Annotated in this window: 20 protein-coding genes; 14 read left to right on the top strand and 6 right to left on the bottom strand. The window is 51.1% G+C overall.

The window, feature by feature from the left end:
* The first annotated feature begins 204 nt into the window (after positions 1–204).
* From HMPREF9439_RS00465 to HMPREF9439_RS00450, 4 genes are all read left to right on the top strand, one after another.
* On the top strand, positions 205–2229 hold the full coding sequence (locus HMPREF9439_RS00465) for a sensor histidine kinase (protein ID WP_008863300.1): 2025 nt from the start codon (positions 205–207) through the stop codon (positions 2227–2229).
* Positions 2226–2939 carry a response regulator transcription factor gene (locus HMPREF9439_RS00460; protein WP_008811779.1) on the top strand — a complete coding sequence of 238 codons (714 nt, stop codon included), beginning with the start codon at positions 2226–2228 and terminating at the stop codon, positions 2937–2939. Before HMPREF9439_RS00465 ends, HMPREF9439_RS00460 begins: the two co-directional genes overlap by 4 nt.
* Positions 2940–3039: 100 nt before the next feature.
* Positions 3040–4569, top strand: a complete 1530-nt coding sequence (locus HMPREF9439_RS00455; protein ID WP_008863299.1) for an FAD-dependent oxidoreductase — start codon at positions 3040–3042, stop codon at positions 4567–4569.
* 9 nt (positions 4570–4578) lie between these two features.
* Positions 4579–4986 carry a cytochrome c3 family protein gene (locus HMPREF9439_RS00450; protein ID WP_008863298.1) on the top strand — a complete coding sequence of 136 codons (408 nt, stop codon included), beginning with the start codon at positions 4579–4581 and terminating at the stop codon, positions 4984–4986.
* Positions 4987–5075: 89 nt separating this feature from the next.
* Here HMPREF9439_RS00450 and hslO read toward each other — a convergent pair whose 3' ends face one another.
* Positions 5076–6026, bottom strand: coding sequence for an Hsp33 family molecular chaperone HslO (gene hslO, locus HMPREF9439_RS00445; protein ID WP_008863297.1), 951 nt, complete (start codon positions 6024–6026; stop codon positions 5076–5078).
* 135 nt (positions 6027–6161) lie between these two features.
* Here hslO and HMPREF9439_RS00440 point away from each other — a divergent pair, with 135 nt between their 5' ends.
* From HMPREF9439_RS00440 to HMPREF9439_RS00405, 8 genes are all read left to right on the top strand, one after another.
* Positions 6162–7007, top strand: coding sequence for a phosphatase (locus tag HMPREF9439_RS00440; protein ID WP_008863296.1), 846 nt, complete (start codon positions 6162–6164; stop codon positions 7005–7007).
* Between the two features lie 80 nt (positions 7008–7087).
* A complete protein-coding gene (locus HMPREF9439_RS00435) occupies positions 7088–7711 on the top strand; it encodes an L-threonylcarbamoyladenylate synthase (protein WP_008863295.1) in 624 nt (207 codons plus the stop codon).
* A gap of 37 nt (positions 7712–7748) precedes the next feature.
* Positions 7749–8402 carry a site-2 protease family protein gene (locus HMPREF9439_RS00430; protein WP_008863294.1) on the top strand — a complete coding sequence of 218 codons (654 nt, stop codon included), beginning with the start codon at positions 7749–7751 and terminating at the stop codon, positions 8400–8402.
* A gap of 18 nt (positions 8403–8420) precedes the next feature.
* Positions 8421–9011: a class I SAM-dependent methyltransferase gene (locus HMPREF9439_RS00425; protein ID WP_008863293.1), complete on the top strand. Its 591-nt coding sequence runs from the start codon at positions 8421–8423 to the stop codon at positions 9009–9011.
* A gap of 104 nt (positions 9012–9115) precedes the next feature.
* Complete coding sequence (dapA, locus tag HMPREF9439_RS00420) at positions 9116–9997, top strand: 4-hydroxy-tetrahydrodipicolinate synthase (protein ID WP_008863292.1); 882 nt, start codon at positions 9116–9118, stop codon at positions 9995–9997.
* A gap of 93 nt (positions 9998–10090) precedes the next feature.
* Positions 10091–11263, top strand: coding sequence for an outer membrane protein assembly factor BamC (gene bamC, locus HMPREF9439_RS00415; protein WP_008811788.1), 1173 nt, complete (start codon positions 10091–10093; stop codon positions 11261–11263).
* A 64-nt stretch (positions 11264–11327) separates the two neighbouring features.
* Entirely contained in the window at positions 11328–11804 is a 477-nt protein-coding gene (locus tag HMPREF9439_RS00410; RefSeq protein WP_040603333.1) for a pyridoxamine 5'-phosphate oxidase family protein, read from the top strand.
* Between the two features lie 79 nt (positions 11805–11883).
* Entirely contained in the window at positions 11884–12402 is a 519-nt protein-coding gene (locus HMPREF9439_RS00405) for an FKBP-type peptidyl-prolyl cis-trans isomerase (protein ID WP_008811790.1), read from the top strand.
* Positions 12403–12474: 72 nt separating this feature from the next.
* Here the strand turns inward: HMPREF9439_RS00405 and mutS are convergent, their stop codons facing one another.
* Together mutS and HMPREF9439_RS00395 are read right to left on the bottom strand one after the other, a co-directional pair.
* On the bottom strand, positions 12475–15120 hold the full coding sequence (gene mutS / locus HMPREF9439_RS00400) for a DNA mismatch repair protein MutS (protein WP_008811791.1): 2646 nt from the start codon (positions 15118–15120) through the stop codon (positions 12475–12477).
* Between the two features lie 112 nt (positions 15121–15232).
* Positions 15233–16162 (bottom strand): inositol monophosphatase family protein, encoded by a 930-nt coding sequence (locus HMPREF9439_RS00395; protein WP_008863290.1) that lies wholly within the window; start codon positions 16160–16162, stop codon positions 15233–15235.
* Between the two features lie 87 nt (positions 16163–16249).
* On the opposite strand from HMPREF9439_RS00395, the gene HMPREF9439_RS00390 reads away from it, so the two are divergent.
* Positions 16250–17047 (top strand): RNA methyltransferase, encoded by a 798-nt coding sequence (locus HMPREF9439_RS00390; RefSeq protein WP_008811793.1) that lies wholly within the window; start codon positions 16250–16252, stop codon positions 17045–17047.
* 17 nt (positions 17048–17064) lie between these two features.
* Positions 17065–17763, top strand: coding sequence for a serine O-acetyltransferase (cysE, locus tag HMPREF9439_RS00385; protein WP_008811794.1), 699 nt, complete (start codon positions 17065–17067; stop codon positions 17761–17763).
* Positions 17764–17833: 70 nt separating this feature from the next.
* Here the strand turns inward: cysE and HMPREF9439_RS00380 are convergent, their stop codons facing one another.
* The 3 genes from HMPREF9439_RS00380 to HMPREF9439_RS00370 all read right to left on the bottom strand — a co-directional run.
* Entirely contained in the window at positions 17834–19666 is a 1833-nt protein-coding gene (locus tag HMPREF9439_RS00380; protein WP_008811795.1) for an AMP-dependent synthetase/ligase, read from the bottom strand.
* A complete protein-coding gene (locus tag HMPREF9439_RS00375; protein WP_008863289.1) occupies positions 19667–21514 on the bottom strand; it encodes an AMP-dependent synthetase/ligase in 1848 nt (615 codons plus the stop codon).
* 6 nt (positions 21515–21520) lie between these two features.
* A partial coding sequence (locus HMPREF9439_RS00370) for an addiction module antidote protein (protein WP_008863288.1) occupies positions 21521–21882 on the bottom strand: 362 nt, incomplete at its 5' end.

The raw sequence follows: 21882 nt of genomic DNA, 5'->3' as shown, positions 1-21882 counted from the left end.
GATCGAGGCAGTGTTTTTGTAATGAAGAAATTATGCTCGTCCGGGATTATCAAAACCTAAAACTTTCTTAGGTAAAAATCCTCAGGGAGTCCTTGAGGGTCTCGGGAGATAATCTAAAAAAGCGATTTCTTCCAAGTTTCCATGCGTTTCCGGACTCTATTATTTTTTATCTCGGCTGCGGCCGTAACCATTCCCTGTTTGGTCATGGGATGGCTTCAATACGTTGCGGTTGAAAGAGAATTCACTGAGGACGATCGCACGAGAGCGGAGATCTCTTTATTAGTGTCTGAGCGTCTGGAAGCCAAGGTCGACAATGCCGTTTCCTTGGTAACCGCTGCTGCGGAAATCTTGAAATCCGAAGAAGGAGAGCCCGCTGAGAAACTGAGTTTGATATTAGAAGAGCTTTGCAAGGCTTCGCCGGATATCCTGAATATGCATTTCGACGATCCCTCCGCTGTGAGCGTGGCTTTTTCTCCTCGAAAAAACAAGCGCGGTGAATCTAATATCGGCGTTTCACATAAAGATCGCTCTCACTGGAAGAATCCTTATGTTAAGGACGGCATATCGGTTTCTGGACTCGTTCAAGCGGTCGGAGCTTCCGACCGTAAGATTGTGAATATTACCAAGCCTGTTTATTCCAACGGACGTTTCGTGGGTTTGGCCGTTGCCGCCCTTGATCTTGAGCAGATTGCCGCTCAGGTTTTAAAAGGCTTGGCCACGGATGCTTATCAAATCGGCATTTTCGGCAGAAACGGAGAGGTTATCTTTTCTTCCGGCAAGTCGGTTCCGCTTCACAATCTCTCGATTGAAGAAAGAACGCACCGCAGCTTCACTTTCTCGAATGCCGAATATTACGGTTATGTGCGTCCCTTAGCGGTTACGGATTGGTCTGTGGGTGTATTCTCACGAACCGTTGATCGAAAGACGGTTTTGGTCCAGCTTTTCATACGCAATGTATTTGTTTGGCTCGCGACTTTCCTAGCTGCGATTGTGATCGGCTTTTTAGCTTCGATTTCAGTAGTTCGGGCTGTTGAAAAACTGACGCGTCAAATGACGGCCGCAAGAATCCTTCCGGATAAAAGCGAAAAAATTAAGTCGCCGAGAGAGCTTGTTCAGCTGCAGCGCACGTACGGACGGATGCAGGAAAGACTACTGACAGCTCAGACACGTCTTAAGGAGTTGAATTCCTCGCTTGAGGCTAAGGTGAAGGCTCAGGTTGAAACGATTCAGCGGCATGAAGCGCTTTTGACTTCTCTCTTCTCAGATATGAATGAAGGGATTGTCTTGTTTAACCAAAAGCTGGAAATGCGTTTTCGTAATCCTTCGGCTGTTCGTCTGCTTAACTTGTCAGAGAACGAAGCACGGAAACGCTTTTTAGCCCTGGTAAAAGAAATGCATCAGAGTCCTGATAAGCATCTTTTCATTCATTCCGGTGTTTATGATTTGGAACTGCGTATGTTTGAGAGCGGGACCAAAGATGTGTTCTGTGTAATCGCTCGCGATGCGACTTCAGAAGTTCAAATTGACCGATTAAAGGATGAACTGATCGGAATCGCTGCCCATGAACTTAAAACGCCGCTCGCCGGGGTGCGCATGGCGGCAGAATGCCTGGTCAAAACGGTTCAGGACCCAGAGAGTAAAGAGACGGCCGCCGAGCTTCTGGAAAGCGCCGACGAAATGAAAGACATGATCTCTCGTTGGCTGGATGTTGCCAAACTTCAGACAGGCTCTTATGAAATTCACCCGGAATTCTGTTTGATTAAGCCCATGATACGAAAAGCGCTCAAACATTTTTCCGGCTTTAAAGATTTTGAATGTTCCTTGGAAATTTCGCCGGATGCTGCGGCTGCCAACGTGGACAAACAGGCATTTATGCAGATCATTCAGAATCTTCTCTCGAATGCCTATAAATACCGGAAAGAGGGCAGTGCCTGCCGAGTGAAAATTCAAACCCGGAAGTTAGGAGATTTCCTGGAACTCATGGTGGAAGACGACGGTATAGGAGTGCCCGAGTCGGCGCTGGATAAGATCTTCGATCGGTTTTATCAAGTCAGAATGGATTCCGCTAGAAAAATCGGCGGAACGGGTTTGGGCTTATACATTACTAAGGAATTGGTGCTTCTGCATAAAGGAAAGGTCACGGTCGCAAGTACTTTAGGCGAAGGAACGGTCTTTACGCTTGAGCTGCCGGCGCTTCCGACAGAGACAGCAAATGAGGAAGAAGAATGACGGAAAGAACGACGATTTTGATTGTTGATGATGAAAGCAAAATCCGCAGACTGCTTTCCCGCTCTCTAGAGGCAGAAGGATTTGATGTAGCCGTGGCAGACTCGGCAATGAGCGCTTCGGAATACTTAAAGAACGGTCATTGCGATCTGATTATTCTCGATTACATGATGCCTGAGATCGACGGTATGGCGTTCCTAGCAGAATTGAGAAAGAAATCGTCAATTCCCGTGATCATGCTTTCGGCTCGAGAAGAAATTGCTAAGAAAACCCAAGCCTTGGAACTCGGGGCCGACGACTATGTCGTCAAACCATTTTCCATCGAAGAAATGACGGCTCGCATCCGAGCTATCCTGAGACGCTCCGGCGGCGTGAAGACCGGGCCGGCAGCGACCGTACAGGCAGTTAACGGACCTCTCGTTATGGATCCCGATAAACGTACATGCCGATACAAGGATCAGGAAATTAGGCTTGCCGATACTGAGTTCCGTCTTCTGTTTATCTTGGTTAAACGGCCGGGAACCATCTTTACACACGAAGATTTGCTTCGGCGAGTTTGGGGGCCTGAATTTATCGGAGAACTCAACTATTTGCGTGTGTCCCTCTCCAGAATAAGAAAGAAACTGACGGCGGCAGGTTTCCCGGGCTCGGCCATTTCCTCTTATTCAGGGATCGGTTATTACATCGAAGACCTTTCGGAAGAGGACTTGTAATGTTTTTGTAATCTTTTCGATTTTTTTTTGGCGGCGCTGAAAGTTTATTTTTAGAAAATAACAGTCATAGACCACCTCAAACCATAACAAGAGGAAAAATATGACAACATCCGCTTTGAAGCGTCGCTCGTTTCTCCAAGGATCTCTGCTTGCGGCTGCAGTTATCGGTTCCACTCCGGCCGTTGCCGCCGAAGCTGCCAAACCCAAATTCGATGAAAGCTTCGACGTGATCGTCGTAGGCAGCGGTATTGCCGGAACGATGGCCGCACTTTCCGCCGCCGATAAAGGCGCTAATGTTTTAATGATTGAAAAGATGAGCCGCCTCGGCGGTACATCCCGCATCAGCGGTCTGAACTTTGCCTGTGTCGGTTCTCCCGCTCAAAAGGCTAAAGGCGTCAAAGACACGTCTGAGCAGCTCGCCTCCGATATGTATAAAGTCTCGGGCAACATGGGCGATTATGAAAAGGCCCTTGAAATGGCAAAGAACACTGCCCGCGCCGAAGCTTTCATGACACAGCGCGGCGTCAAGTGGGACGGCCGCCTGCTGAAATTAGGCGGTCACTCTCAGCCTCGTGTTCTCGTTTCCGAAGGTGACGGAGCCGGTCTGCTGAATGCTCTGTGGACTTACATGAAAGGTTTGAAGAACGTCACTGTCCGCACCCATGTGAAGGCCGATGAAGTTCTCTTTAACGATAAAGGCGTCGCGGTCGGCGTCAAGGTCAGAGAAAAATATTTCTTTGATACCCCTGAAACCGACGACAACGAAAACAAGACCGGTGTGGAAAAACGCATCGAAGCTAAGAAAGGCGTGATTTTCGCTACCGGCGGCTACGCCAGAGACAAAGCATTCCGCTCTTCAGAGGTTCCGTTCTTAGCAGGCGTTGCAACCACCACAAACCCGGGCGCAACCGCCGGAGCTCTGAAGATTTTAGTTAACGCAGGTGCCCAGCCGATGCACTTGTCTCTCTTTCGCTTTGCTTATCCGCTGCCGACGGAAGATATGATTTGGGGCATGATGGTCGATCCCGCCACCGGTCGCCGCTTCATCAATGAAGGCTTAACAAGAAATGCGCTTGCACAGGCGGTTCTTCTGAAGAGACTGCAGAACGGAGACAAGAAACCGTTCATCATCTACGATGAAAAATCTCTGGGTAAATTCCACAACCTCAACCGTGTCCAGCGCAGCCTTAACGGCTTAAACGGCATCGACGGCACAATGGTCAAGTACGACAATCTGAGCGAACTTTGCAAGGCTTTCGGCGCTGATCCAAAGGTCGTTGAAGACGAGCTTGTTAAATACAACGCCATGATCACGGAAGGCAAGGACGCTCAGTTTGATAAACCGCTTGAACGTTCCGGCCGCAAGGTTGAAGCGCTCGACCTGAAGGGACCGCTCTTTGCGATGGTCATTAACCCCAGACTGAACTACACACCGGGTGGAATCCGCACGGATTTACAAGGCAGAGCAATTGCGCTGAAAGACGGTAAACCGATCGAAGGTTTGTATGTGGTCGGAGAAGCCAGCGGCGGACTGCACGGCCAGGAACGTATGACCGGCTGCTCGATGCCTGAATGCGCAGTCTTCGGCATGATTGCCGGTGAAAGTGCCGCTCAACGCAAAAGTATCTAGGAGGAAGCCATGAAATTTACTTATAAAGCCGCACTCTTAATCTGCTCGTCCGTTTTCGCTATGTCCGTTCAGGCCGCTGGAATGCCTCAGTCCAGCAAGCATGCTCAGCGCGGTGTGAACTGCACGCAGTGTCATACCACCGGAAAGTTTGAACCGGTCGAAACAAAACAGTGTCAGACCTGCCATAACCAGGATCAGCTGGCCCAAAAAACCGACCGCCTCAACTACATTTCACGCATGAAGAATCCGAAGACCGGCGAAGTCAAAGAGCACCTCGCCCGAATCAATCCTCATGACAGATATCACTTCGGCAAGACGGAAGACTGCACCGACTGCCACCGTGAACATCGTCCGAGCGTTAACGACTGCGCCACCTGCCATGACGTCAAAGCTTGGAATATGAAAGATCCGAAGTAAAAGAATCCCTCCTTGGTCTCTCCTAGAGACCAAAAAAGCTCGGCTACTGTATCTTCAGCCGAGCTCTTTTTATGGGAAGCTTTCAAAAATTACTGAGGACGTTTTGGGTCGGTTCCCATGGCGGCAGCATCAATATTCGGCTCCACGAATAAGGCTTCCACTTCTTCAGGCGTGTAAACCTGCTTGCGGTTGCAGAATCGGCAGTTAACTTCAATCTTGCCTTCTGCCTTCAGAATATCCATGCATTCCTGCTTGCCCAACTGCAGCAGCATGCTGTCAGTCTTGTCGCGGGAGCAGTTGCATTCAAAAGTGATGTCGGTTTCTGCGACGGGAACGAGTTTTTCCTGCCAGAAGAGGCGATGAAGAACATCTGTCGCAGGAACGTTGAGCAGCTCATCCTTAGTAACGGTGTGAGCGAGCTGCAGGATTCTCCCCCAGGCATCCGGATCTGAAATTTCGCTAACGTTGCCGCCCACCGACGGCATTTTCTGAATGACAAGGCCGCCGAGTTTCTTGCTGTCAGCGGCAAGATAAAGCTTGGTTTCGAGCTGTTCGCTCTTGGCCATGTAGTTTTCAAGATTTTCGGCAACGGAGTTGCTTTCCAGAGAAACCATGCCTTGGTAAGGCTGAACTCCCGGTCTGCGGTCCTTCGGGTCAAGGATCAGGGCGCAGAGACCTTTACCGTCTTTGTTGATCAGTTCCTGCAGATCCATTTCCGGCTTAATTTCCGCACCTTCACGGATTTCGGCCATTGCGCGAACGCTCATCGGATTGCGGACTTCGGCGTAAATGAAGGCGATCGGGCCGGAACCCTTAACCTGAAGAATCAGGCTGCCCTCAAACTTGATGGTGCTCGAAAGAAGAAGAGCCCCGGCTGTGAACTGTCCGAGCAAAGCGGCCACGTTTTCAGGATAGTGATGGAATTTAATCATCTCCTGCCATTCTTCGGCCATTTGTACGCAGGCACCGCGAACCGGCGCACCCTCGAACAAAAATTTAATCATGCGGTTGTTAAGATTTTCTTTTTTATTTTCTGTCATAGATTGATGTGGTTACCTAAACTTATACATATTTTCACTAACTCGTGAATTTTAGTATTTCGCTCGCTCGGGGTATACCCCCGATATGTTCAAAACGGACAAAGAGCTAAGCGTTTCACTGATGGATGGTCGTTGATGAAGCAAATTAAACGCGCAGATCTGCATATGCATTCGACATTTTCGGATGGTGTGGAAGAACCCGAAGAATTGGTTATTCGAGCTAAAAATAACGGCGTCGAGCTGATCTCGCTGACTGACCATGATGAGACGGGCGGACTTGAACGCATGAAAGCAGCGGCCGCTCAGCACGGGCTCCAGTTTGCGAACGGGGTAGAAATCAGCGCCGATTACGGGGAAGTTTCCATTCATGTGGTGGGGCTCGATTTTGATCCTGAAGATGAAATGCTCCAGGCGCTCTTAGGACGCATCCGCGCTAACCGGTTTGAAAGAGCAGTGCAGATAGCCGAAAAATTAGAGAGGCTTGGCATGAAAGGCGTTTGGGAAGGCGTTTTGGAAATTGTGACGAATCCCCGACTCATCGGACGTCCGCACTTTGCCGCGTGGCTCGCACAAAACGGTTATGTCGAAGATTACAACGCCGCCTTCTCCAAGTATCTCTCCCGCGGTAAACCCGGTTACGTAGAACGCGCTAAAACCTCCATCCATGAAGCAACCTCGGCGATTCTCAAGGCAAAAGGTATTCCCGTTCTAGCTCACCCGGGCCGATACAAGCTTAATGAATGGGAATTCGACAGCATGTTCAAGGAGTTTACCGAAGCGGGAGGCCACGCGATTGAGGTGACGACGGGAAGCCATACCCCCGGACAGAATTTGCTTTTTTGCGATTTCGCTCAGTCGAGAAATCTTTGGGCCTCTACCGGCAGTGACTTCCACCGTCCTATGAACCGCTGCGAGCCCGGTCTTCAAGGCGATTTACCGAGAACAGTTGAGCCCGTTTGGAATCATTTTCGCGCGTCATGAACCGCACACCTATACAATACTGACCTAAAAATCAGGCGGTTTCTCTTCGCCCGAATTTATATATAGAAAAGGTCAAAGTAATGGGATACATATTGCAAGTGATGCCTGAGAGCCCTCAGCCTCATCGCATCGAACAAGCCGCGAAGCTCCTGACAAAAGGGCAGTTGGCTGCTGTTTCTACCGACACCGGTTTTTCTTTGGTTTGCCGTTTGGACGACAAAGAAGCGCTGGATAAGATTCGTCTGATTCGTCAGCTGAGCGAGAAGAAGCACTTCACGCTTTTCTGTGACTCTCTGTCTCAGATGAGCAAGCTCGCTCGCGTCAACAATACCGGCTACCGCATGGCAAAAAGCGTCACGCCGGGGCCATACACCTTCATTTTGGAAGCGACTAAAGAAGTGCCCCGTCGCCTTTCTCATCCGTCTAAGAAGACCATCGGTTTAAGAGTTCCGTCTAATAAAGCACTGCACGCTTTGCTGGAAAAGATCGGAGAGCCTCTTGTCGGCACGACGGTCATCATGCCGGGCGAGGAGGAACCGCTTTCTTCCGCTTGGGAAATTCAGGATCGAATCGGTGACCAGCTGGCTTTCATTTTGGATGACGGCACTTCCGTAATCGGTGATACGACAGTGGTCGATCTTTCCGGAGACGAACCCGAAGTTATCCGTGAAGGCTTAGGCTCGGTTTCTGCCTTAGGCCTTTAACAAAGCTCCCATCTAATCAGCTCCTCTAAAGAAGCATATGGACATTTCTTCAATTGTTCAGACGATCGCGGTTTACGCGATCCCTTTGATTTTTGCGATCACGATTCATGAAACGGCGCACGGTTACGTCGCTAAGCTCTGTGGCGACCAGACGGCCTACATGCTCGGCCGCTTAACGCTGAACCCGATCAAGCATATTGACCCGGTAGGAACGATCTTGGTTCCGGGTGCGCTGCTGATCGGCAGTGCGCTGACCGGCATGAGCGGCATTGTGTTCGGTTGGGCAAAATCCGTACCGATCAATTTCCGCAATCTGCGCAATCCTAAAACCGACATGATCTGGGTGGCGGCAGCCGGTCCCGGCGCCAATCTGATCCAAGCCATCCTTTGGGCCATCGCACTCAAAATTTTGATCTCCATGGGCATTTACGAAGACTTCTTCATAAAAATGTGTGTGGCCGGCGTCAGCTGCAACATCGTGCTCATGGCATTGAACCTGATTCCGATTCCTCCTCTGGACGGAGGCCGCATTGTTACCGGTCTTCTGCCTCCGGGAATGGCTTGGCAGTACTCAAGAATCGAGCCGTACGGAATGTGGATTTTGTTTGCGCTGATTCTGACGGGAACTTTGTCCTTCCTTATGCATCCGTTCATGAGGATGGGACAGGCAATCGTTCAGTGGTTCATTTAGTTCGAGGATAAGCACATCATGAGAGCACCTTACATTCCGTCCGAGCATGCCGTTAAAGGATTAAACGCTGAGCCTTCTGCGTGGATCAAACGTTTTTGTCCGCTCTTTTCTCCCAACGCTAAGGTGCTGGATATGGCCTGCGGCGCCGGCCGAAACACTAAGCTCTTGGCTTCTTTCGGCAACCAAGTGACGAGTTTGGATATCGATGAGCGCTGCAGACCTTACATTGAGGTAATTCCGGGCGCGACGTTTATGCAGGCGGATTTAGAAGGGGCTCCGTGGCCGTTCGAGGATGAAGTATTCGACGTGATCGTCGTGAGCTTCTACCTGGAGCGCTCGCTTTTTCCGCATCTGGTCAAATCGTTAAAGCGGGGCGGATACCTTATTTATGAAACCTTCATGCTTCCCTTTGAAGGGTTTGACGGCAATCGCGCAAAGAGCCCGGATTTTGTACTGGAGCCTTTGGAACTCATTGATGCTTTCCGGGATACGCTGGAAGTGTTCGCATACGAAGAGTCGCTGATTGAAAAGGGCGACTGCTTCCAGCGGTTTGTGGCTAGAAAGCCGATCAACGGGAAAAATGTTCCGGTGATCCTGCCAAAAGAATAAATCTTAGTGAAATCAATGATTATGGAGCCTCGTTAGGCTCCATAACTTCTATACAATGAATTTGATAAACCAACCAAGGATCTCACCTCAAGGAGTGACTGATAATGATTAAAGGCAGTATTGTTGCACTGGTCTCGCCGATGTTCGAAGACGGCACCATTGACTACGACTCTTACCGCAACCTCATTGAAATGCACATCGCCGCCGGCACTAACGCCATCGTTGCCGTCGGTACAACCGGCGAAAGCCCGACGGTTGATTATGACGAACATAACGAACTTGTTCGTGTCGCCGTTGAAACGGCAGCTGGCCGCATCCCCGTGATCGCCGGAACAGGTTCTAACTCTACGAAGGAAGCCATCGAGCTTTCCGCTTATGCAGCTTCCGTCGGCGCAGATGCGACACTTCAAGTTGTTCCTTATTACAACAAGCCGACACAGGAAGGTCTCTTCCAGCATTTCAAAGCAATTTCCGATGCAGTTGATATTCCTATTATTCTCTACAACGTTCCCGGAAGAACGGTTGCCGATTTGAAGAATGACACGGTGCTTCGTCTGCTGGAGCTTCCGAACATTATCGGTTTGAAAGACGCAACCGGTGATTTGGGCCGCGCTTCCGAACTCTTGAGCCGTCTGCCGAAAGATCGTGAATTTGCGATTTACAGCGGCAACGATGATTCCGCTTTAGCTTTGATGCTGATGGGCGGCGCCGGTGTTATTTCCGTGACTGCCAATGTGGCTCCGGAACTCATGAGCCGCATGTGCGCGATGGCCTTGGCCAACGATGTCATGGGCGCTCGTGAAATTAATGATCGCCTGATGCCGCTGCACAAAGAACTTTTCTGTGAACCGAACCCGATCGTTCCGAAGTGGGCCCTTCACAGAATGGGACTCATTCCTCCCGGAATCCGTCTCCCGCTGACACCGCTTTCCCCCTCGAAACACGAGCAGGTTGAGCGTGCATTGATGGTCGGCGGATGCATCTAATTCACTGAGCACCACGAAAGAGGCGGTATAAGCTAAAATTACCGCCTTAATAGTTTTAATTTTCCCGATTTTCCAGGGAGTTGGAGTGACTAAATGAGCAGATTTCCTCTGCGTGCCTGTACTGTTGCCGTCATTGCGGCCTCTTTGACCGGATGTCAGTACTTGGGTTCTAAATTTACAGACGAAAAGATTCAGTACGAGAGCACAACCAGCCGCGCTCCGTTAGAAATTCCGCCTGATCTTTCACAGCTCCCGATGGACGATCGTTTTACCGTTCCCGGTAAGACTCAGACCGTTACGGCTACTCAGGTTGCTGAAACCGAGCAGGCTCGCAAGAACGCTTCCGGCGCCGCTGTTGAGAACGGCACCGCTCCGGTTCTTCCCACAACCGTCGTGACAAAAATTGTTAAAGACGGCAGTGAAAGATATATCCAAGTCAACCTGCCTCCGGAACAGGTTTGGGAATCTCTGCTGGACTTCTGGCCTTCAGTCGGTCTTCAGGTTGAACGAGAAGATCCGCGCGCCGGCGTGATGGAAACCAACTGGGCAGAAAACAAAGCCAATTTGCCGCAGGACATTATCCGAGCTACGCTCGGCAAGCTTCTCGACTCCGTTTACTCCACCGGCGAACGTGACCGTTACCGCACTCGTATTGAACGCAATGCAAACGGCGGTACCGATATTTACATCACGAACCGCCGCATGGTTGAGGTCTATACCAGCTCCAGCGAAGAACACACTGCCTGGCAGCCGGCTCCGGCTGACAAAGAACTTGAAGCCGAAATGCTGACTCGCTTGTCTCTGCGCTTGGAAAATGACTTCAATCCGAAGCAGAAGACCAGAGAAGAAATCGAAAAACAGCCTGCACTGCAGAAAGCCGCTCCAGTTTACATCAGCCGTGAAATCAAGGGAGCTGACGGCAAGACGGAAGCCCTGGAAATCGACGAAGACTTTGACCGCGCCTGGAGACGCGTTGGCGTCGGCCTTGATCGTGTCGGTCTGAACATTGAAGACCGTGACCGCTCTGCCGGTATCTACTACATCCGCTATCTGGATCCGGACTACGAAGTTAAGAAGCGCAACGACGAAGGCCTCTTTAGCCGCTGGTTCTCGAAAGAAAAACCCGTCGATGCACCGCTTTATCGTGTCAAACTTGTTTCTGACGGCAATAAGACAACTGTCACCGCAATGCCTGACAGTGATAAGACCGATCCTTTGAGCACTTCTGCAAGAATTCTGAATCTGCTCCAAGAACAAGTCAGATAAAAATTCAAATCAAATTCGAAGCCGGCGCCCTTAAAACGTCGGCTTTTTCATAGGAGAAAATAAATTGCGCCGAACTGACCGTGAAGTTGCTGATGTTCAGAAGATGAAAGTGATTCTTGATCGCTGCAAAATCGTGAGCTACGCCATGTGGGATGGAGAAAAACCGTACGCAGTGATCATGAACTTCGGTTATGAATTTACGCCTGAAGGGAAGCTCCGCCTCTACAGCCACAGCGCGCTCGATGGTAAAAAAGTTTCCATCATCCGCGGCATCTGCAATAAAGTGGCTGCGATTATGGAGTGCGGAGAACGCGTCGTCATTGATCCCGAAATTCCTTGCAAGAGCGGCTCGGCTTTCCAAAGCATCATGGCCAACGGAACGATGAAAATCCTTCAGGGCTCGGAAGCCCGTCACGCGCTCGAAGTTTTCTATCGCCACCAGACCGGAGTGGTGCCTTCCTTCCCGGAAGGTGCGGAAAACTTCGTCACGATGTTCTGCTTAGAGTGTGACGAATACAGCTGCAAGATCTGCGTGAAATAACCGTTCTGAGGTGATCGAAAGCCTTTATAACGCTTCAGACTGGTAGGATGAGCGCAGTCAAAAAGGAAGGTTTAAAACCATGGCAGAAACAGTAATTGGAAAAGATACGGTTGCTTGGCTGAAGATCGATGTTTTTGATCTCACCGGAAATCAATTACAGGAAGGCCCGGAAGAAGGCTGGCAAGTGTTGTTCGGACACAATGATATTTTCCCGAAACTTGAACAGGCCTTGATGGGTAAGAAGGCACGAGATACCGTTACGCTGACGCTGGAGCCGGAAGATGCTTTCGGGGAAAGCGAACCGGAACTGATTCGCTCCGTTCCGCTGAATTTACTCGGTGACAATGTGGAACCCGGTATGAAAGTCGAAGGCGTTCCTGGAGAACCGAGCGACGGAAGATTTTATACCGTGATCGGCAGCGATGAAAACCACGTCTTCTTAGACGGTAATCATCCGTTTGCCGGCTGGGCTCTGAAGTTTGTCGTTAGAGTCCTCAAGGTCGAAAAAGCCACGCCGGAAGAAGTCGAAGAAATGGAAGCGCCGGAACTGCTGGAGGTCGCAGATCTGGTCAAAGAGGCTTCAGAAACCAAACACTGATTCACCGAAGAATCAAATATGCGAATGGCTCGACAAAGGTCGAGCCATTCGCATTAAAAAGACAGAAAAATACTATTTCGTCTCTTTGGCTTTCTTTTGCAGATCGGCCAATAATTCCCAAGCCTGGCGCGGAGAGAGATCATCCATGGAAACATCCGCGAGCTGGTCTCTGAGTTCGAGCAGAGTCGGATCTTCTTCGGGGAGTTCTTCTTCCGGGAAGACTGTTGACGAGGCCTCAGACGCAACAAAGAGGTCGAGCTGTTTATCATCCGTTTGAGCCGCACGTTCTTCAAGTTTTAAGAGCACCTTTTGTGCACCTCGAATCACACTTCTCGGAATGCCCGCCAGCTTGGCCACAGCGATACCGTAGCTTTGATTGGCGGCGCCGGGTCGGATTTCGTGCAGGAAGACAATGTTCTTCGAACTTTCAGCGGCCGCCACATGAACGTTGACGACATCTGGGAGCGTCTTTTCTAACTGCGTCAGCTCAAAATAATGCGTTGCAAACAGCGTCAGGCTTCTGCAGTTCACAACTAAATCTTCCGCGATTGCGGCTGCCAAAGACAATCCGTCAAAGGTAGAAGTTCCGCGTCCGACTTCGTCCATAAGGACTAGGCTCTTATCGGTCGCCTGGCGGAGGATCGAAGCGGTTTCGGTCATCTCCACCATGAACGTGGAAAGTCCCCTTGCCAGATCGTCTGCGGCACCGATACGAGTCAGAATTTTATCGATGACGCCGATGTCCGCGCTCTCTGCGGGAACAAAGCTACCGCTGTAAGCTAAAAGAACAATCAGCGCGATGGAACGCATGTACGTTGATTTACCACCCATGTTCGGTCCGGTAATGATGTGCAGACGGTGCTGGGCATCGAGGTCGCAGTCATTCGGTACGTAGTTCTCGATCGTTTCTTCGACAACCGGGTGTCGGGCACCCTTAATCTCCACAGAGGTCACCGGAACAAAATTCGGTTTAATCCAGCGGTAGGTATCGGCGTGCTGAGCAAAAGAAGAAAGCGCATCAAGGGCGCTGACGCCGTGAGCGGAATTCAAAAGATCCTGGCAGAAGGGCTTGCACTTAAGAATGAGCTCTTCGTAAAGCTGCTTTTCCAAAGCTTTGGATCGTTCCTCTGCGCTGACGGCTTTGTCCTCAAATGCTTTGAGTTCCGGCGTGATGTAGCGTTCAACGTTTTTGAGGGTTTGGCGCCGGCGGTAATCCGCAGGGACTTTATCAATTTGGCCTTTAGGGACTTCAATGAAGTAGCCTTGAACGCTGTTGAATTCCACTCGAAGATTGGGAATGCCTGTTCGTTCTTTTTCACGGGCTTCGTAGTCAACTAAGAATTGACCGCCGTGATTTTTAAGGGCGCGAAGTTCGTCAAGCTCAGCATTAAATCCTTCGGCAATAACATTGCCGTCGCGGATAAAGGTGCTCGGTTCTTTTTTTAGAGAAGCGCAAAGAAGCTGATAAAGCTCTTCGGGGAGCGGCAACTCTTCCGCGGTTTCTTTGAGAAGTTCGGAATCAAGATCCGACAGGTTCTCGGCTATTACGTTGAGCGACGGCAGCGCGTCCCGCAAAGCAGCAAGTTCACGAGGTTTGACTGAGCCTAAAGCGATACGCGTAGCGGTTCGTTCAAAGTCGGGAATGCTTTTTAGGAACTCGTTAATGTTTTCCAGCTTTTCCATCGAGCCCAAAAGAATCTCGACAGCATCCGACCGTTTGGTGGCTTCAGACTGATCTCGACAGGGCGAAGTCAGCCAGGAAGCAAGACGGCGGCTTCCCATCGCCGTCCGGCAATGGTCCAACGTCGAGAAGAGCGTATTGGTCTGCTCTCCACGCAGCGTACGGACAATTTCAAGGTTTCTGCGGGAGGCAGCATCAAGGCCTAAGTGGTCGTTGTCTGTCTCGCGGGTAATGGCCGTGATGTGCGTTAAGTCGGTTCCCTGGGTGGAACGGGCATATTCCGCTACCACTCCGGCCGCAGTAATCAAGAGGTCGGAGTCGGCGATTCCGAAAGGCTCAAGGGTGGAGGTTCCGAATTGCTTCAGCAGGGTCTTTTCTGCTCGAATTCGATCAAAGTGCCAGTCGGGAAGGGCAGATACAGAACGATCCGGGAAACGCTCTTCAGCAAGTTCGCGGTCATGGTCTGCAATCAAAATTTCAGACGGATTGATGCGTTCGATTTCGTTCAGAAGACCGGCCTCGGTGGTTTCCATCGCCTTGAAGACACCGGAAGAAATCGTCATCCAGGCTAATCCGACAGCGCTTCCCTTGCCTTGAATGTACACGGCGAGCAGTGTGCTCTCCGAGCGGTCGTTGAGAAGGCTTTCGTCTGTCAGCGTTCCCGGCGTGATCGTACGAACCAGCTTTCTTTCCATCAAACCTTTGCCCGGGGTACCGAGTTGCTCGCAGATGCCGACACTGAAGCCTTGATTGACCAAACGGACCAGATACTGATCCAGCGTCATGTAGGGAATGCCGGCCATTGGGATACGAGTCCCGGAGTTGGTGGACGAACGCGAAGTCAGCGTCAGCCCGAGCACTCTATGGACGAGTTCGGCGTCTTCGAAAAAAGTTTCGTAGAAGTCGCCCATTCGATACATGATCAATAAGGTCGGATTGTCGCGTTTGATTTGAATAAACTGACGCATTGCAGGCGTAAAGCTCAGCAAATCCTGTTCACTAATATTGGCAATCGAGGCGATAGACTTGTCGGACATTGATACTTGGATAATAAGTGGCGTTCGTTGATGATATCTCAACGGACAAAAAATCGATAAAAAAAGCCTTCGGACGGTTCGCCGAAGGCTTTATCAAAATTTGCGCTAAGGATTAAGCTTGGCGGCCCTGAATGACGTTAACCATTTCCGGGAAGATCTTCGGAGCGGCGGCAATGATTTCGCCTTTCTGAAGATAATCACCTTCGCCGGAGAAGTCGGTAACGAAGGCGCCGGCTTCACGGGCAATCAGTGCACCGGCAGCGATATCCCAAATCTTGATGCCTTTTTCCCAGTAGCCGTCAAAGCGGCCGCAGGCTGTCCAGCAAAGATCAAGAGCAGCAGAACCGATGCGGCGCAGACCGCAGGTCTTTTCCATCATGACCTTCATGGACTTGATGTAAGCATCGTAGTTATCGCCTTCGCGGAAGGGGAAGCCGGTGGCAAGCAGGGCATCCTGCATGGAATTGCAGCCGGAGACGCGGATACGGCGGGAATCAAGGTAAGCACCTTTGCCTTTGGTTGCGGTAAAGAGCTCATTGGCCATGGCGTGATAGACGACAGCATGGAGCGGCTGACCGTTTTTCAGCAGAGCGATGGAAACGGCAAACTGAGGAATTCCGTGAATAAAGTTCGTCGTGCCGTCGAGCGGATCAATGACCCAAGTGTATTCGGCGTCTTTCTTGCCGCTCTCACCGGTTTCTTCACCGAGGAATGCGTGATCGGGGTAGGCGGTCTTAAGTGTTTCTACAATGACGCGTTCGCATTCTTTGTCCACTTCAGTGACATAGTCGCCGAGACTCTTGTTCGAGATCTGAAGATTGCTGCGGTCACGGAAAGCGATGACCTGAATCTTGCCGGCGTCGCGAGCGGCCTTAATTGCCATGTTGAGCATGCCTTCATTCTGCATCGGCAGAGATGGAGCAGGGCGGTAATGTTTCTTCTGATCGCCGTTTTCAGCGCTTTTACGGCTGGTGGAGCGAGGAGCGCGCTTTTTATCGGTGGCCTTTGTCGTTTTTGCCATCGGCTTAGTTGTGGTTGCCATTTATTCCTCTGATGAACTTTTTATGCACCGCCTCAGCGGTGAAGTAAACTTTAGAGTCAGAAATTTTACCTCAAGAGACAGTAGTTTATGGACTTCCTTCCCCAACGAGGGCGTATCCGCTTCGTTCTCGTTTCACCCAGCCACCCGGGCAATATCGGCTCTGCCGCAAGGGCGATTAAGACCATGGGATTTGACCGTCTATACGTCGTGAGCCCCCGTCATCCCGAGTACCGCACCGATCCGGATGCAATTGCTTTTTCTACTCATGCTGTCGATGTTCTTCAAAACAGCGTCTGTACTGAGACACTTTTAGAAGCGTTAAAAGATGTTTCTTTTGCCTGTGCGCTCTCCGGCTACGATCGGGAATTCGGACCTCCTCTGGCAGACTTGCAGACTTCCTGCGAAATGGTCAAGACATGTTTGGAAGAAAATCCTCAGGAAGAAATCGCCTTTGTCTTCGGAACGGAAAGAAGCGGCCTGACGAACGAAGAGATGATGCTCTGTCAGCTCTGTACCGCTATCCCGGCTAATCCTGAATGCGATTCCCTGAATCTGGCCCAGGCTGTGCAGGTGACGGCTTATCAGGCTCAGCAGACACTTCGCGGAAGAGCCTTGGATGCGCATGCCAGCCGTTTTGAAGGTGAGGCGCCCGCAAGTGTGGAAGCCATTGAAGGGCTCTATGAACACCTTGAAGAGGCAATGATCGCCTGCGGAGCTCTGAATCCCGAACGTCCTAAGCTGATGATGCCCAAACTGAAAAGAATTTTGTCTCGTTCCGGTTTAAGCGTACCCGATGTCGATATGCTTAGGGGTATCTGCGCTGCGATTATTTGTCCGCGGGCGGAACGCAGCGGAAGAAAATCGAAAAAAGACGGACAGCAATAAGAGATTCAGAGGGAAGGATGTTTTCGAGAATCAAAGGAGATGTCAACTCCATTTATGAAAGGGATCCTGCCGCGCGTTCACGCTGGGAGGTTCTTCTTTGCTACCCCGGACTGCATGCCATCATTGCACACCGAGTGGCACACTGGCTGTGGAATAAAGACTGGAAGGTAAGCGCAAGAGCACTTTCCCAGTGCAACCGCTTCTTAACCGGAATTGAAATCCATCCGGCAGCAAAGATCGGAGACCGCGTGCTGATTGACCACGGCATGGGAGTCGTGATCGGAGAGACGGCTGAGGTCGGAGATGACTGCACGATTTATCACGGCGTCACGCTGGGCGGAACTTCTCTTGCCTCGGGAACAAAACGGCATCCGACGATCGGTAAAAACGTCATTGTCGGCGCCGGCGCCAAGATTCTCGGCGGTTTTGAAATCGGCGATAACTGCCGCATCGGCAGTAACGCCGTGGTGATCAAGCCGCTCCCGCCCAACTCAACAGCTGTGGGCAACCCGGCTCGAATCGTGGATAAATCCAAGAAAGCGGTTCCGAAGAAAGAGCCCGAGCCTCAGCCTGACCCGAAAGCCCAGGTTCGTTTAGCTGCCTATGGCGTCGTTGCTAACGAAGAAGACCCGTACGTAGAGAAGATTAAATCGCTCGAGAATTTGCTTCAGGAGCAGCAGGCACGTCTGGACGAAATGGAAAAGAAGATCAGCTAAGCACACCTGATCTAAGCCCAAAACAAAACGTGCAGCCCGAAGGCTGCACGAATCAAGGAATAATCTCTGATTAAACGTTATTCTGCGGGACGGTGTAGAGCTCGTCGATCTCAGCGCGGAGTTTTTCGCGGATGATCGGACGGCGAAGCTTCATCGTGACCGTCAGACATCCGTTGTCAACGGTCCAATGTTCCTTCAACAGGCGAATATTTCGCGGAATACCGTACTGCGGGAAGCGAGAAGCAGCTTTCTTTAAACGCTTCAGCGCGGCCATGCGGATGTCGCGACGCATGAGCATGCGGTCGTCTGAAGGATCCACATTGAATTCCTTAGCAAACTTCTCCCACTCGGCTTCGTTGACGACAGCTAAAGCTGTGATGAAAGGACGAGCTTCGCCCACCACCATGACCTGCTCAAAAAGCGGATCTGTCTGAATCGCAAGTTCCATGTCGGTCGGAGGAATCTTCTCTCCGGTGGAAGTTACGATGATTTCTTTGATTCGACCTTTGATGCGGATGCGGCCGGCATCCGACAAGTCAGCTTGGTCGCCCGTTCTGAACCAGCCGTCTTCGGTAAAGACTTCGGCTGTTGCGTCAGGACGCTTCCAGTAGCCTTTCATGACAGTCGGGCCTTTAACCTGCAGCTCTTCTATGTCGCCGAGACGAATTTGAAGTCCGGGAATCGGCTGTCCGACCGTGACGGGATTGTTGCAGTTCTCGCGATTCACGGAAATAACCGGAGAGGTCTCGGTCAGACCGTAACCCTGGCGCAGTTCAACGCCCATGGCGTTGTAGAAACGGCCGATAGCGTTGTTTAACGCGGCACCGCCGGCAATCGCGATTCTCAATCGGCCTCCGAACACATCGCGGATCGGGAGCACGATGCGGCTTTCCAGCATCGGCCAAATGAAAGAATCAAGCCAGGAAGCGGAAGAAGAGGGAACGGCCAGGCCGTTACGGCGGCAGAATCTTCTCCAGCCGATCATTTCGGCTTGATCGGCAAGCGTGGCGGCAATGCTTCCCTTGGACTGAAGACTCGCTTTGATGCGGCTATGAAACTGCTCAAAGACGCGAGGTACGGCCACAAAAATCGTCGGACGGATGATCTTCAGGTCTTCGGCAAGTTTTAAGACGGAGCGGGCAAAACCGACTTCGGCGCCTAAGAACAAAGTGAAGTAGAAAGTGACGGTTCTTTCGAACGTATGAGAAAACGGCAGGAAAGACAGGAAGACGTCATCGGAACCGACGTCAATCACCTGAGAAAACGATTTCACGTTGCTTAAAACGTTATCGTGCGTGAGCATGACGCCTTTCGGTTTACCGGTGGTGCCTGAGGTGTAGACGATGGCAGCGAGGTCATCGGGATCAATCGAGACTTCTTTAAGGTCGGTGTTTTCTCCCTGTTTGAGCCAATCGGAAAGATTGACCACAGGGACAGGAGAGTCTTCTGAAGCACCCTCGGCATCGTTTCCGGTCGTGACGACGAGTTTGAGGTACGGATATTCTTTTTGCGCGTTCAGCATGGCGTTCCAGCGCAGAGTACGCGGAACAAAAAGAATCTTAGCTTCCGAATTGTTCAGAATGAAAGCGCTGGAAGACGGCGTATCAACCGCGTGCAAGGGAACCGGAACCATGCCTTGCGAAAGGATGCTCAAGTCGCAGGCGGTTGCCGTGATGGAATTGGGCAACAGGACAGCTGCGTGGTCGCCTTTTGATAAGCCGGAGGCCGTAAAGGCTTTGCGCCAGCTGCGAACCATATCAGCGAATTCTTTCCAAGTTACGCTGATCCAAGTCTTAGATTTGTCGTCAAACTGGCGATAAGCAACCTTGTTCGGGCGAACTTTTTCGTTGATCGCGAGCAAGTCCGGAATGACGCGCATGTTGTTGAGGTTGTCTGCTGTCATTTACTTTCCAAAATTTTCATAAAGTTTCTCGATTTCGTCACCGTGTTCGGCCACGATAACGCGGCGCTTCAATTTCAGCGTAGGCGTTAAAGAATCGTTTTCAATTGTCCAAGGTTCTTTGAGAAGAAGCACGGAACGAGGTACACCATACTGCGGAAATGATTTGCAGGCGGTCTTGATGCGTTTAAGGATTTCCCTGATAACTGCCTTGTTGGTAAGGATTTCAGGATCTTTGGGATCCAGGTTCAGAGAAACGACAAATCGTTCGAAGTTATCTTTGTTCAGCACGAGGAGGCCGACGATAAAGGGACGATTGTCGCCGTAGACCATGGCCTGATCAAAAAGCGGATCCGTTTCGATGGCTTGCTCGATGTCGACAGGGGGCACCTTCTCGCCGGTAGACGTCACGATGATCTCTTTAATGCGGCCTTTGATCTTCAGGTAGTTGCCGGGAAGGATGTCGGCTTGGTCACCGGTAGAGAGCCAGCCTTCGGGATCCAGAGTCTTGAACGTGTCTTCCGGACGCTTCCAGTAGCCTCTCATGACCTGCGGTCCGCGCACTAAGAGCTCGTCTTTTTCTCCCAGTTTGGCTTCAATACCTTCGAGGATCGGCCCGACAGTATCGGGATGATTGGCTTCGATTTTATTGACGGAAATGATCGGGGAAGTTTCGGTCATGCCGTAGCCTTGGAAGATTTCAATTCCTAAGCCGATGATCGTTTTGGCAACTTCTGGGCTCAGGGCTGCACCGCCGGAAACCGCGACGCGCATGCGGCCTCCGAAGGAGTTCTTAATCTGATTGCGAACGAGTTTGTCGTAAAGAGGATCCATCAGACGATCGAAGGCTGCCGGGACAGCGGAGTCGACGGGCAGGCCGTTGCAGCGGCAGAAATTACGGTAACCGGCGTCAACAGCCGCGTTGAAGACTAGGCGGCTCACGGCGCCTTTTTGTTTCAGACGTTCGTTGATCTTAGCTGCGACTTTTTCAAAAACTCTCGGAACGGACATCATGATGGACGGACGTACAAGTTTTAAATCGTCCAGAATGCGTGCAACTCCTCGGCTGAAGGTGACTTTATTGCCCATTCCCAGGCCGATGTAATAGGAAGTGGTGCGCTCGAAGGTGTGAGACAGCGGGAGGAAGGATAACCAGGTGTCGGAAGGATTCGGCGCGATGTTGTAAAGCAAGGCCGAAATATCGCTCATGATATTTTTATGTGTGAGCATGACACCTTTAGGTTTACCGGTTGTACCGGAGGTGTATACCAAAGCGGCCAAGTCTTCCTCTTCGGGTCCGGGCGGAAGGGTTAAGACGGATTCGCCTTCTTTCAGCCATTCAGCAACGTTAACGCTGCGAACCTCGTTGCTTTCAGGTTCGGATTCATCATCGATGTAGACGACTGTGCGGAGCTGAGACAAATCGGCGCCGGTTGCTTGAATGGCATGCCAGCGTGCGCGGTTAACAGTGACGAGGAGCTTCGTGTCCGAATCTTCCAGAATGTAGGCGCAGTTGGCCGGCGTGTCGATGATATGCAGCGGGACCGGAACAAGGCCGACGATCAGTGCGCCCTGGTCAAAACAAACGGCATCAATGCCGTTTGGCAGAAGCATGGCGACTCGATCGCCTTTCTTTAAACCGGAGGCTACAAACGCGTTGGCCCAATCTAGGGCGCGAGCGTAGAGCTCTTTAAAAGAGAGCGTTTCCCATTGTTTGGTTTTGGCATTGAATTGACAAACGGCCGGATCATCTCCGCGGATTTCTAGGTGATGAGAAATAAGCTCAGGAATAACGCGGAGCTTTCGAATCTCTTCAGCGCGGGTAAATTCATTATCTTGTGGTTGCTGCATGATTGATTATTTTGAAGAAGAGTTGTCCGTAACCGCAAAGTTCAAATTCAGGGCACGGATGATTTTGAGAATGGTTGAAAATTCCGGAGAACACTGTCCCGAAAGCGTGCGGTAAAGGCTTTCTCTGGAGAGTCCAGTTTCTCGGGCAAGGCGGGACATGCCGTAATTCTTGGCAATACGCCCGAGTGCCGCTGCAATTTCCGCAGCGTCGTTCTGAGCGCTCTGGAGCATTCGATTGAGCGAATTGACGAGCTCTTCCGTGTCTTCCTTAAGAGAAGAGGAAGGAGTTTTTGTCGATAAATTCATCAAATTTAGGCGCGGAGTCCCCTGCCTTCCGGCAGGGGAGGAAGCGCCTCCTCCTTTCGAAT

Origin of the sequence: Parasutterella excrementihominis YIT 11859, from assembly GCF_000205025.1 — a bacterium.
Classification (GTDB): Bacteria; Pseudomonadota; Gammaproteobacteria; order Burkholderiales; family Burkholderiaceae_F; genus Parasutterella; species Parasutterella excrementihominis.
Note: the sequence above shows the minus strand (reverse complement) of the source record. Positions and strands in the feature narration are given on the sequence as shown.